The 12,537-nt window shown below is 67.0% G+C and carries 8 protein-coding genes; 3 read left to right on the top strand and 5 right to left on the bottom strand.

What is annotated here, in order from left to right:
• Positions 1-45: 45 nt before the first annotated feature.
• Both ASE75_RS13555 and ASE75_RS13550 read right to left on the bottom strand, forming a co-directional pair.
• Positions 46-1,992, bottom strand: coding sequence for an alpha-L-fucosidase (locus ASE75_RS13555; RefSeq protein WP_055934430.1), 1,947 nt, complete (start codon positions 1,990-1,992; stop codon positions 46-48).
• 151 nt (positions 1,993-2,143) lie between these two features.
• Positions 2,144-4,912, bottom strand: coding sequence for a TonB-dependent receptor (locus tag ASE75_RS13550; RefSeq protein ID WP_082463999.1), 2,769 nt, complete (start codon positions 4,910-4,912; stop codon positions 2,144-2,146).
• 496 nt (positions 4,913-5,408) lie between these two features.
• Between ASE75_RS13550 and galA the strand changes: the two genes are divergently transcribed.
• Entirely contained in the window at positions 5,409-8,330 is a 2,922-nt protein-coding gene (gene galA / locus ASE75_RS13545) for a beta-galactosidase GalA (RefSeq protein WP_055934428.1), read from the top strand.
• A 20-nt stretch (positions 8,331-8,350) separates the two neighbouring features.
• On the opposite strand, the gene ASE75_RS13540 is transcribed toward galA, so the two are convergent.
• Positions 8,351-9,682: an ABC1 kinase family protein gene (locus ASE75_RS13540; RefSeq protein ID WP_055934426.1), complete on the bottom strand. Its 1,332-nt coding sequence runs from the start codon at positions 9,680-9,682 to the stop codon at positions 8,351-8,353.
• A gap of 63 nt (positions 9,683-9,745) precedes the next feature.
• Positions 9,746-10,801 (bottom strand): bifunctional transcriptional activator/DNA repair enzyme AdaA, encoded by a 1,056-nt coding sequence (locus tag ASE75_RS16120; RefSeq protein WP_055934424.1) that lies wholly within the window; start codon positions 10,799-10,801, stop codon positions 9,746-9,748.
• Positions 10,802-11,005: 204 nt separating this feature from the next.
• Between ASE75_RS16120 and ASE75_RS13530 the strand changes: the two genes are divergently transcribed.
• Entirely contained in the window at positions 11,006-11,590 is a 585-nt protein-coding gene (locus ASE75_RS13530) for a CHAP domain-containing protein (protein WP_055934422.1), read from the top strand.
• 62 nt (positions 11,591-11,652) lie between these two features.
• Here ASE75_RS13530 and msrB read toward each other — a convergent pair whose 3' ends face one another.
• Positions 11,653-12,153 carry a peptide-methionine (R)-S-oxide reductase MsrB gene (gene msrB / locus ASE75_RS13525; protein ID WP_055934578.1) on the bottom strand — a complete coding sequence of 167 codons (501 nt, stop codon included), beginning with the start codon at positions 12,151-12,153 and terminating at the stop codon, positions 11,653-11,655.
• Positions 12,154-12,261: 108 nt separating this feature from the next.
• On the opposite strand from msrB, the gene ASE75_RS13520 reads away from it, so the two are divergent.
• Positions 12,262-12,537 (top strand): hypothetical protein, encoded by a 276-nt coding sequence (locus ASE75_RS13520; protein ID WP_055934420.1) that lies wholly within the window; start codon positions 12,262-12,264, stop codon positions 12,535-12,537.

Genomic DNA, 12,537 nt, shown 5'->3' with positions numbered 1-12,537 from the left:
GGGCAATCCAGCCGTCATCGCGCCTGCGGTGAGGGCTGGTCCCGATCATCGCGGGGTGGTGAACGCGCCGATGCCGGCGATGGCGAGCCGTTCGGCGGGGATGGCGGTGGCCGCGAACCGCAGGCGGAGGTAGCGGGCCTCGCGCGGGCCGGCGAATGGGATTCGCTGCGTCGCCAGTGCATAGGCGATATTGGCGAACTCGCCCTCGGCCGCCGGTTGCCAGCGCACGCCGTCGAGGCTGGTTTCCGCGACATAGCCGCGCGGCGGCGCGGTCTTCGCCATGACCGCGCGCGACGGCGTCAGGCTGAAACCGGCGAGGGTGCGCGTCGCGGCGAGGTCCAGCGTGACGCTGGCCGGACTGCCGGCGGCCGGTGCCGGCATGGTCCAGGCGGTGGCGGTATCGTCGTCGAGCAGCGCCTGTGCGCCGGGTGCCGTGGCGGTGACGATGCTCCAGGCGCGGGTGGACAGGATGGTCCGGTCGCCCGACCTGGCCGGCGCGACCGGCACCGGTGCGACCGAGCGGAACAGCGACACCTCGCTGATCGCCGGACAGGCGGGCGCGTCGAGGATGCGCAGGCGGATGCGGCGCGCGGTGACGGGCGTGCCCAAGCGGATGATCCGCTGTGCGCCGATACATTCATGGGTGGCCAGTTCCTGCCAGCGGCCACCCATTTCGGCGTCGACCGCAAAGCGGGTAACGCGGACGCCGAGCGGCAGATATTCGCGCAGGCGGATCAGGTCGAAGCTGCGCCCCGGCGGCAGGTCGAGGGTGAGCGTCGGCGTCGTGACTGTGTCGGGCGTCGACCAGTAGGTGTCGCGATTGCCGTCGAGCACGCGTCCGGGTGCGAAGGCGGGGCCGCGCGTCGCGCTGGCGCTGGCGACCGCGGCCTTCGCCAGATCGTTGGCGAAGCTGGCGCGGATTGCGTTGCCGAACGAGGTCAGCACCGCCATGTCCTGGTCAGGGATCCGGCCGCGCCGGTCGGGCGGCAGGTTCAGGTTCATGTTGGTGCCGCGCGCGACGGATTCGTCATAGAATTGAACGAGACGCTCGGGGCTTTTCACCTTCGAATCCTCGTCGGCATGATAGAACCAGCCAGGACGGATCGAGGTGTTGGTTTCCGCCGGCCACCATAATTCGGCACCGCGCACGCCGGAATTTCCCTCGGACTGGACATAGGGGTGGTTGGGCATGGTCGGCCAGCAGGGATCGCCCGCAACCCCGTCCTCGTTGCCGACCCAGCGAATGTCCGCGCCGAGCGGATCGAAGGTGCAGGCCATTGGCTGATGCTGGTGGACCAGCGCGATGGTGCGCGGCCAGTCGTAATATTTCGGGGCGTCGATCCGGCGCGTTTCGCGCGCGCCGCCATAATAGCCATCGCCGCCGTTCGCGCCGTCGAACCAGAATTCGAACAGCGTGCCGTAACGGGTGCAGAGTTCGACGATCTGCTTGCGGAAATAGTCGACATAGGCCGGACGGCCATAGTCCGCGTGGTTGCGGTCCCAGGGCGACAGGTAGATGGCAAAGGGGATGCCGCCGCGCTTGCAGGCCGCCGACATCTCGCCGACGATGTCGCCCTTGCCGCCCTTGTAGGGGGCGTTGCGGATGCAGTGTTCGGTCAGCATCGTCGGCCACAGGCAGAAGCCGTCATGATGCTTGGCGGTCAGGATGATGCCCTTCAGGCCGCCCGCCTTGGCCGCCGCGACGATCTGGTCCGCGTCGAAATCGGTCGGGTCGAACAGCTTGGGATCTTCGTCGCCATAGCCCCATTCCTTGTCGGTGAAGGTGTTCATGGCGAAATGGACGAAGGCGTATTGTTCGCGCATGTGCCAGGCGAGCTGGCGCGGGGAGGGGGTGGCCCCCCAGGGTTTTGGCGCGGCACCGCCCGCGGCGGCAGGCACGACGCGGCCCAGCGCGGCGCTGCCCATCGTGGAACCGGCCGTGCCGGCAACCAGTCCGGTGGCGATCAGCGATCGGCGGGAAAGATCGGGCATGGTCGGTCTCCAGCAACGGGGGGCAGAAAGGAAAAAAGCCGTCCGCAAGCGCGTGGCCTGCGGACGGTAGCACCGGATACGATGATGGGAAAACCGTGTCCGGGTAACGGAATCGTCCGGCCGGGCGCGCAGGGTGCGCGCCCGCCACGGGTCACATGCGGAAGGTGCCGCTGATCGAGAACACGCGTCCGTTCTTGTAGATCGACGTCGGCGCGTCCGGCGTCGAGCTGTACTGATAATAGGTTTCGTCGAGCAGGTTGCTGGCGCTGGCGGTCAGCGAGATACCGTCGGCGAGGGCGTAGGACACCGAGGCGTCGAGCTGGCGATAGGCATCGGTATAGTCCGACGAGGCCTGACGCCCGAAGCGGTAGAAATACTTCGATCGGCGATTGTAGCTGACGCGCGCCTGGATCGGGCCGTTTTCGTAATAGGGCACGATCGTGACGACGTTGCGCGACAGATAGGGCAGGCCGTTGGCGAACGGGGTCTCGGCATCGGCGAAGGTGTAGCTGCCCTGGATGCCGAAGCCGTAGGCCAGCGCGGTGTTGCCCGAAACCGAGAAGCCGGTAACCGAGGCCTTGCCGCCGTTGATCGGCCGCGAGATGGCGTAGGTCAGGGTGCGGCCGGTCACGGTGTTGGTGAAGGGTACGCCCTGACCATCCGGGCCGTTGTCGACCTCGTTGCCGATGTAGTTCGAGATGTCGCGGTAGAAGATTTCCGCCGACAGGAAGCTGCCCGGTGCGAAATACCATTCGGCCGACGCGCCGAAATTGGTCGCCGCATAGGGCTTCAGGTCGGGGTTGCCGCCGCTGCCCGAGCGGGTCGTGTCGTCCAGCGAGAGCGATCCGGCCAGATCGCCGTAGCGGGCGCGGGCGATGACCTTGGCGGCGGAACCGCGGAGCACCACGTCGTCGCTCACCTGGAAGATCAGATTGGCGGCGGGCAGGAAGCGGTTGTCGTCGTTGGTGACGCGGGTCGGCGCGAACACGCCATTGCTCTGGACGAAGAAGTTCGACTGATCGCGGGTGAAGACATAGCGCCCGCCGATGTTGCCGCGAAACTTGCCCAGTTCGAAATTGGCCTGGACGTAACCGGCGGCGATCTTTTCGTTGACCAGCCAGTAATCGCCCTTGGACAGGCCGCGATCATCGGTGAAATTGCCGTATTTCTGCAAGGCGGCGATGATGCCGTCGCGGTCCAGCGTGGCATAGGGCGTGCCGTTACCCGACGTGCCGAGACCGTTGTAGAGGTTGCCGTCGAGCACATACGGATTCAGGTCGTTCAGCGTGAAGTTCTGGTTCGTGAAGACCGCGTTGCTGAAGGTCGTGTTGCTGTTGTCGTGATCGGCATAGCGCGCGCCGAACAGCAGGGCGGTGACCGGACCCCAGTTCACCTCATGCTTGAAGTTCGCTTCGGCGAAGATTTCCTTGTCGAGCGTGAACCCCGACTGGAGCGGGATGCCGCCGATCTGACGACCGAAGAACTTGCGCCCGTCGGTCGCGGTGATGTTTTCGCCGCCGGCGGCGGTGAAATTGCTCAGCCACTTGGTCGCGTCGCTGGCCGGAAACTGCCAGTTGACCGTGGTGTTGCGGCCGTTGGCACCGGCGGTGAAGCCCTGCTGCGTGCGGAAATCGAGCAGATATTCCGGGCTCTTGCCACCCGATGCCCGGGTTGCGCCGAAGTTGCCGGTGATTTCCCAGCCCTCGGGCTTCCATTCGATCAGCGCGGCGATCGAATCGTTCTTGATGCGGGTGCGACGGAAGTTGGTATCAAGCTGGCCGGTCGCCCCGGTGCCCGAGGTGATGCCGGCGAAGGTGGCCGAGTCGACGACGCCGGGGCTGTTGCCGGTGCCGGGGACGAAGGTCGCCGCGGTCATCCGCGAGCCTTCGAAGCCGTAGGTATATTCGGAGTTCGACAGATTGTCGTAATTGCCGCGAATGACCAGCGCGGTGGCGGTGACCGTCAGATTGTCGGTCGGCCGGGCCTGTACCGCGCCCGAAAAGCCGATGCGCTCGCGCTCCTGACGGAAGAACTCGCGGGCCAGGAACGAGGCGTAGCGGGCGTTGCTGAACGCGTCGATCGTCGCCTTGTTCGGCAGCGTGCCGTTGATCGTCGGGCCGCTCGCCACGGTGCCGTTCGGGCCGTTATAGACGATGTTGCCGGCGGCATCGCGCGGATAGCGTTCGAGCAGCGCGGCACCGGTGCGATACCAGTAGGAGGCGACGCCGGCGCGGCTCAGCTGTTCCTTGTCGTAGTTGAACGCGCCCAGGAAGCCGATCGTCTCGTCGTCGTTGCGCCAGCTGTACAGCGCGGACCCGCGGATGCTGCCGCGCTTGGCCCGGTCGTTATATTCATAGCCGCCGTTCAGCGCGATCGTGTTCGGCTTGGTGTCCAGCGGCTTGCGGGTGACGATGTCGACGGTCGCGCCGATCGCGCCTTCCTGCAACCGGGCCTCGGGCGTCTTGTAGACGATGGCCTGGCTGATGATCGTCGGCGACAGCAGCGAATAGTTGAACGAACGGCTCGACCGGTCGGACGGGTTGCCGCCCCAGTCAGCCGATGCGACCGAATGGCCGTCGATGGTCAGGCGGTTGAGCGCCGGCTCGACACCGGCGATCGACAGCTGTTCGCCCTCGCCAAACTGGCGGTCGACGGTGACGCCGGGCAGGCGGGCGAGCGAGTCGGCGATGTTGCTGTCAGGCAGCTTGCCGACGTCCTCGGCCGAAATGACGTCGACGATCGAATCCGCGCGACGCTTGGTCTCGATCGAATCGGCGATGCCCTTGCGGATGCCGGTGACGACGATCTCGCCGTCATCGGGTTCGGCCTGTGCCTGTGCGGTTGTGCTGTCCTGCGCGAAGGCCGTGCCGGTCATGCCGGTGAGTGCGGTCGTCAGAAGCACGAAATGCCGGAGTTTCATCATCGCTTACCCCCCAATATCGGCCCGGCACGATGCCTGGCCCACGCCCCATCCCTGTGCCGGCGGACGGCTTTGCTGCCGCTTTGTCCGGGGTCCGGTTTGTATAACAGACATAACCAATTTAGATCCGAAGTTGCAATAAAATATTTCAATTCGGTTTCTTCTGTGGAAACGAAGTGGCGATACGCGTAAGGATATGTCGTATGTCCCTGTTATAGCGATCATATGCGTTGCATCGGAAGGACGCGGTGCGCGTGTGCTGCGCTTGAAAATCACTCGCAATCGACGGTTTTCCGGGGTTTGGTATGGTGTTCCATGTGGCGCGCGATCCGAATCGCGGCCGGATCAAGCTGCGTGGGGGCAATCGCGATCGGCGCTTGATTGGGGCCGCCATGGATTGCACACTGCACACCGATGACGACAAGACCAATGTAGTACAAATGCGCCGTGTCCGCCCGCCATCAGGGAGAACGGCGCGACGGGTGAGGGCAAGGCCATGACTTTCGATCGTCGCACGATGCTGCTGGGAAGTGCCGGCATGGGGGCCGCCCTGCTGGTTGAGGGGCCGACCATCGCCGCAGCGCCGTCAGGGTCGGGCGGATCGGGCGGGTCGGCGGGGGGCCTGCCGATGCCCGCTCCCACCGATCGCCTGCCCGATCCGCTGCCGGTGTCCGATCCATCGCGGATGCTGCTGGATCATGGCTGGCTGTTCCATGAGGGCGATATTCCTGTCCCGGAGCCGGTCGGCCACCACGCGACCTATCTGCGGGTCAAGGCGGGCAATGCCGGTGGTGCCGCGGCGATGGACTATGACGACAGCGACTGGCAGCCGGTGACGCTGCCGCATGACTGGGCGTCGGCGCAGCCCTTCGTGAAGACCGCCAATGTCTCGCAGGGGTTTCGTCCGCGCGGGATCGGCTGGTACCGGCGCACGCTGCGGCTTGACCCGGCCGATCGCGGCAAGGCGATCGAGCTGCAATTCGACGCGATCGCCACCAACGCGACGATCTGGGTCAACGGCAGCGTCGTCGCGCACAACTGGAGCGGGTATAGCAGCGTGTATGTCGACCTGACCCCGTTCGCGCGGTTCGGCGACGACCTGAACGTCATCGTTGTGCGCGCGGATGCGACCGCGATGGAGGGGTGGTGGTATGAGGGCGCGGGACTGTACCGCCATGTCTGGCTGGCACGGCGCGCGCCGGTGTCGATCGTGACCGACGGGGTGCATTGCGATCCGCGTCACGACGCGAGCGGCTGGCGGGTGCCGGTGGCGGTAACGTTGGCCAGCGTCGCACCGGGCGATGTGGCGGTGACGGTCGAGCTGCTGCTGATCGATCCGGACGGGCGGGAAGTCGGCGTCGCGAAAGGCGCGGTGACCGTGCCTGCTCTCGACCGCGCGGAGGCAGTGCTGGACCTGCGCGTCGACAACCCGCGTCGCTGGTCGGTCGAGCGGCCGGAGCTGTACACGGTCCATACCCGGATCTTGCGCGACGGTGCGGTGGTGGACGAGCGGCGGACGCCGATCGGCTTTCGCACGATCCGGTTCGATGCGACCCACGGGTTCTTCCTGAACGACGTGTCGGTCAAGCTGAAGGGCGTGTGCATTCATCAGGATCATGCCGGCGTCGGCGTGGCGGTGCCCGACGCGCTGCTCGCGTGGCGGCTGGAGCGGCTGAAGGCGATGGGCTGCAACGCGATCCGCTGTTCGCACAATGCACCCGCTGCCGAGCTGCTCGACCTGTGCGACCGGATGGGGTTTCTGGTCATGGACGAGAACCGCAATTTCAACCCCAGCCCCGATTACATGGCGCAGCTGGAATGGCTGGTCCGGCGCGATCGTAACCACCCGAGCGTCATCCTGTGGTCGGTGTTTAACGAGGAACCGATGCAGGGGACCGAGGCGGGGGTGGAAATGGTCCGGCGGATGCGCGCTACCGTTCGCCGGCTGGACGACAGCCGCCCGGTGACGGCGGCGATGAACGGGTCGTTCTATGACCCGGCCAACGTGTCACAGGTGGTCGATGTGATGGGGTTCAATTACTACCAGGCGGATTACGACAAGTTCCACGCGCTGAACCCGCACATGCCGATCACCAGTTCGGAAGATACCAGCGCGTTCGAGACTCGCGGCGCGTTCGCCACCGATGCCGCGCGCGGCGTATCGACGTCCTACGATACCGAGGCGGCAAGCTGGGGTGACACCCACCGGGCAACATGGAAGGCGGTCGTTGAACGCCCCTTCGTCGCCGGCACCTTCGTATGGACCGGGTTCGACTATCATGGCGAGCCGACGCCGTATGAATGGCCGTCGATCGCCAGCGTGTTCGGCATCATGGACCTGTGCGGTTTTCCCAAGACCGCGTTCGACATCCACCGCGCGCACTGGGTCGATGATGCGGCGGTGGTCAGCATCGCCCCGCACTGGACTTGGCCGGGTAAGGAGGGGCAGCCGATAACCGTCTTCGTCGCCTCGAACGCCGAGCGGGTGGTGTTGCGCCTGAACGGCAAGGTCGTCGGCGAGAAGCCGGTCGACCGGGTGATGGGGATGGAATGGCAGGTGCCCTATGTTCCGGGCCGGATCGAGGCGATCGCCTATCGTGGCACGCGCGACGTGGCGCGGGCGGTGCACGAGACGACCGGCGTGCCGGTCGCGCTGCGGCTTAGCCCTGCGCGCCGGGTGATGGCCGGCGATGGCGAGGATACGCAGCCGGTCACGATCGACGCGGTCGACGCGGCCGGGCGGCATGTGCCGACCGCGAACCTGATGACGCGCTTTACCGTGAGCGGTGCGACGATCATCGGTGTCGGCAATGGCGACCCCACCAGCCATGAACCGGAAAAGGGCAATGCCCGGTCGCTGTTCAACGGGCTGGCGCAGGTGATCGTCCAGGCCGAGGCGGGGGGGCGGGGCAAGGTGACGCTGCGCGCGACCGCCGATGGCTTGCGCCCCGCCACGTTGACGATCAACCGCGCGGCCGTTGCTCCGCGCGCGCAGGTGCCGGTGACGGTCGCCCCGATGGCGATTCCGCAGTGGCGGCGGTCTCCCCCGCTGACCACGCGTCCCGACCCAACGCTGGCCCCGGCGGATGGCGACAACAACAGTTGGGCGTTCGTCCGTAGTGGCGTGGCGACGCCGCCGGAAGGCGCGGCCGGCTGGCGGGTTTATCGCACCATGGTCACGCCGCGCCGCGGCGTTGCGCAGAAGGGCGGGGTGATCCGGTTCGATGGCATCGCCGGCCGCGCGACCCTGTGGGTTGACGGGCGCTGCGTCGGCACGAAGCCGGACCCGGCAACCGCGCCGCTGTCGGCACCGCTGCTACCGGCGAGCGGCCCGCGCACGATCGTGCTGATCGTCGAGGCACCGGCGGGAGCGCCCTCCGGCATCGTTGCGCCGGTATCGGTCCTGCCGATGCCGTGACCGGTCAGGCGCCGGATACATCAGGCGTCGGGCAGGTAGCGTTCGATCAGCCCGCGCACGTCGACGCGCGCCTTCAGCCGGCTGGCCAGCAGGGCGATGCCGCCGATCTTGCGTTGCAGGAACAGCGTGTCGATCGGCGGTAGCTGCCACGTCGCCCGGTCCTGCGCGATCGAGCGGCCTTCGATCCGCAGGGCGGCGGCCATGTCGGTGCGGGCGAAGTCGAACGGGCCTTCGCGGGTCAGCATCGAAACCGCCATGTCGAGAATCCGGGTGAGGGCCGCGTCGTGGGTGCGCGCCGTTTCCTCGCTGAAAAAGCCGATCGCGATTGCCGCCGACCGGGTTGCCGCAATGTCACCGGCCAGCCCGGCGCGCATCAGGCGGGCGTAGTTGTCGGCTACCCCTTGCGGTAGCGTACGGGTCGCGCCGAAATCGAGCAGGACGACGCGGTCGCCGGCGCGGTCGTAGCGATAATTGGCGAAGTTCGGATCGGTCTGCATCAGGCGGAACACGAACAGTTCGCGCAAAGTCAGGTCGATCAGCAATGTCACGACGCGGTCACGCTCGGCCTGCGGCGCGTCGACCAGCGATTCGATCGGCACACCCTCGACATGGTCCATCGCCAGCACGTCGGTGCCGCTGAGGTCGGCGTGGAAGGCAGGCACACGGTAATTCGCGTCGTCAGCCAGGAGCGTGCCGAACCGGGCGAGATACGCGCCTTCCCGCGTGTAATCCGCCTCCTCGTGCAACTGGCGCTTGGCCTCGTCCAGCAATGCCGTGATGTCGATCGTCGGCGGCAACAGGTTGGACAGGCGCAGCAGGGTCGCGACATTGTTCACGTCGCTGTCGATGCTGGTGCGGACGCCGGGATACTGGATCTTGACCGCCAGATCACGACCGTCGCGGGTGCGGGCGCGGTGGACCTGGCCGATCGAGGCGGCGGCAATCGGCCGGGTGGTGAAGGTCTCGAACTGGTTGCGCCATTCGCGGCCCCAATGCGCGGTCAGCACCGCGTTCAGCTGACGATCCGGCATCGGCTGGGCATCGGCGCGCAGGCGGGCGAGGATATCGGTCAGCTCGGGCGGCAGCATTTCGCCCGCGTCCATCGACACCAGTTGCCCCAGCTTCATCGCCGCGCCGCGCAGATGCGCGAGCTGTTCGGTGACGCGCAGCGCGTTGGACGGGGTCAGCAGCAGATTGCCAAGCCGTGGCCGGTTGCCACGCGCCAGTTCACGCGCGCCGCCGGCGATCATGCCGCCGGCGACGCCGGTCGCGATGCTGCCGAACCGGGCGAGGCGCGAGAGACGGCCGCTGGGAACGGCGCGGCCCTTCGGGATATCATCGTTGCTTGGCATGTCGGTCCCTGATCGGTGTCCGGCCGATATGGGGTGGCGGCACTGGCGTGGTAACCCGTGGCGTCAGGCGAAGTGGCGACGTTCGTGTTCGATCAGCCAGCGTTTGCGCCACAGGCCGCCGGCATAGCCGGTCAGTGTACCGTCAGCGCCGATGACCCGGTGGCAGGGGATGACGATCGCCAGCTGGTTCGCGCCGTTCGCCCGCGCGAGCGCCCGCACCGCGCTCGGACGGCCGATCGTGGTCGCCAGCGCGGAATAGGACCGGGTTTCGCCGGGCGGAATGGTTTGCAGCGCGGTCCAGACGCTGGCGGTGAAATCGGCGGCGGCGTGCGCTGCGATCGGGCCAGTGAACCGCGCGTCGGTGCCGTCGAAATAGGTGGACAGTTCGGCCGCGATCCGGTCGATCGGCGGCGTCCGTCCGAACACGATCGCGGCACCCGTGCGCTGGCGCAGGCGGGCCAGCCCCTCGGGCAGGGCCTTGCGGTCGAAAAACTCCAGCAGGTGGAGATGGGTGGCATCGGCGATCGCCAGCATTGCGCCAAGCGGCGTCTCGATCCAGTCGGCGGTCAGCAGCGGCGTGCCCCTCAAGGCAGCGGGGGCGTCGCCGATCAGCCGGATGACGGCGTCGCGAAAGCCGCTGCCCGAATCGTACCCCGCCTCGATCTGCGCGTCGATCACACTGGCCCCGCCGGCGATCCGGTCGACGCCGCGCCCCGCCCGCCGCAGCCGCGCGAGGTCGAGAAAGGTGGTGCCGATATGCCGCCGGAACGCGCGCCGCACGGTCGAGGGATCAAGGTCGAGCGCGATCAGATCCTCCTCCGACCAGACGCGGTCCGGTTCGGCATCGAGCCGCGCCATCAGCATCGCGACGACCGGCTCGCGTGCGCCGACCTGCGCGACCGGGCGACAGCGCAGGCACGGACGGAAACCGGCGGTGTAGCAGGCCGCGACGCTGTCGAAATAGCGGGTGTTTTCGAACAGCGGTTTGCGTGCCGGGCAGGACAGGCGACAGAAGATGCCGGTTGTTGTCACGCCGACAAAGGCATGGCCGTCATAGGCCGGGTCGCGCGCCAGCAGGGCAGCGTACAGGATGTCATCGGCGGGCAGGGTGGTGGTCATGGGACAGGGTCTAGCACCGCGCGGCGCGGCGTGCCGCCGCAAATCGGGCGGCTATTTACCCGGTGACGGGCAACATGAGCGCCGGATGAACCATGTCGTCGCCCCTGCAACACCGTTCGTCGGATAAGGTTCCCGGCGGACTATCCAAATAATTTTGCAGGCCCTAGCCCAAGATCATCAACCGTATCTGACCGGGGGGTCGCAATGACTTTCAAGACTGTTGCAGCGCGTTTTGCGCTGGTGTTGTCCTGCGCCATGATGATGGCCGCCCCGGCCGCCGCCCAGTTCTGGCAGTGCGCCCCCTATGCTCGCGAGATTTCGGGCATCCAGATCCGCGGCAACGCCAACACCTGGTGGGGTCAGGCCGCCGGTCGCTACGATCGCGGTCACGCCCCGAAGGTCGGCGCGGTCCTCGCCTTCGACGCCACCCACCGGATGCGCGTCGGCCATGTCGCGATGGTCAGCCGGATCGTCAGCGACCGTGAAGTCCTGCTGACTCACGCCAACTGGTCGAGGCGCGGCGGCATCGAGCGCAACGTGCGCGCGGTCGACGTGTCGGCGAACGGCGACTGGAGCATGGTCAAGGTCTGGTACGGTCCGCAGGGCGGCCTTGGCACCAGCGCCTATCCGACGCGCGGTTTCATCTATTCGGGTAGCGCGCCCAAGGCCGATACCTTCGACGGCGGCGAAGTTGCCCCGCTGGCCCCGGTTACGCTGGCAAGCACGACGCTGGCGCACGGCCCGACCAACGACAAGGGCATCTTCACGCTGGTCGGCGACATCAACTGATCGACTGAAGCCTTCCCCCGGTTGAAAAAAAGCCGCCCCGGCATGATCCGGGGCGGCTTTTTTCATGCCGGTTTGACCGCCCCCGGGCGGAACGTCATCGCCACGCCGTTCATGCAATATCGCTTGCCGGTCGGCTTGGGACCGTCGTCGAACACATGGCCCTGATGCCCGCCGCAGCGGCGGCAGTGGATCTCGGTCCGGGCCACGCCGAGCGTCCGGTCGGTCCGGCTCGCCACCGCATTCGGCAGCGGCGCCCAGAAGCTGGGCCAGCCGGTGCCGCTGTCGAATTTGGTCCTGGACGAGAACAGCGGCAGCGCGCAGCCGGCGCAGGCGAAGATGCCGGCGCGATGTTCGTCGTTCAGCGGACTGGAGAACGGGCGCTCGGTGTCCTCCTGCCGCAGCACGCGGTACGCGGCAGGTGACAGCCGCTTGCGCCACTCGGCATCGCTGAGCGTGACCGCGAAGCGTTCGGGCGGGGCGGCGGGTGCGTTGCTGCATCCGAAAAGGGCAAAGCCCGCAGCGCCCGTGGCGGCAACGGTCAGAAACTGGCGGCGGTCGTTCATCATCATCTCCATGGGGGCGATATAGGAACGTCCTAACCCAGATGCAGGATGCGGAACCGCACGCGGCACGACGCGCTGTCGTCATGCGCCTCTTGCGAAAGACCCTTCATGAGCCTGCAACAACTGGATCCCCCGCTGCCCGTCCATGTCCTCGACAAGGGGCCGGGCTATGCCTTTGCCGTCATCGACTATGGTCAGGAGCACAACCTGATCTGGGTGACCGCGATCAACGACACCGGCGAGATCTGGTGCGCGCCCAATCCGCGCGTGCGGATGCAGGCGAACTGGACGATGGGCCGGGCCAAACCGCCGGCGATCGCGACCGGCGAGGCGGGATCGTGCGCCAATACCGGCCCGGTGGTCGAGGTCGTCAAGCCCAACTGA

This window comes from Sphingomonas sp. Leaf17, assembly GCF_001421505.1.
GTDB lineage: Bacteria > Pseudomonadota > Alphaproteobacteria > Sphingomonadales > Sphingomonadaceae > Sphingomonas.
The sequence above is the reverse complement of the archived record's forward strand: the minus strand, read 5'-3'. Positions and strand labels throughout refer to the sequence as shown.

What these genes read in the sequence shown, in the direction of transcription:
- galA (WP_055934428.1), top strand. Translation starts at nt 5,409, where the DNA reads ATGACTTTCGATCGTCGCACGATGCTGCTGGGAAGTGCCGGCATGGGG.
- msrB (WP_055934578.1), bottom strand. Translation starts at nt 12,153, where the DNA reads ATGAACGACCGCCGCCAGTTTCTGACCGTTGCCGCCACGGGCGCTGCG.
- ASE75_RS13555 (WP_055934430.1), bottom strand. Translation starts at nt 1,992, where the DNA reads ATGCCCGATCTTTCCCGCCGATCGCTGATCGCCACCGGACTGGTTGCC.
- ASE75_RS13550 (WP_082463999.1), bottom strand. Translation starts at nt 4,912, where the DNA reads ATGAAACTCCGGCATTTCGTGCTTCTGACGACCGCACTCACCGGCATG.
- ASE75_RS13530 (WP_055934422.1), top strand. Translation starts at nt 11,006, where the DNA reads ATGACTTTCAAGACTGTTGCAGCGCGTTTTGCGCTGGTGTTGTCCTGC.
- ASE75_RS16120 (WP_055934424.1), bottom strand. Translation starts at nt 10,801, where the DNA reads ATGACCACCACCCTGCCCGCCGATGACATCCTGTACGCTGCCCTGCTG.
- ASE75_RS13540 (WP_055934426.1), bottom strand. Translation starts at nt 9,682, where the DNA reads ATGCCAAGCAACGATGATATCCCGAAGGGCCGCGCCGTTCCCAGCGGC.
- ASE75_RS13520 (WP_055934420.1), top strand. Translation starts at nt 12,262, where the DNA reads ATGAGCCTGCAACAACTGGATCCCCCGCTGCCCGTCCATGTCCTCGAC.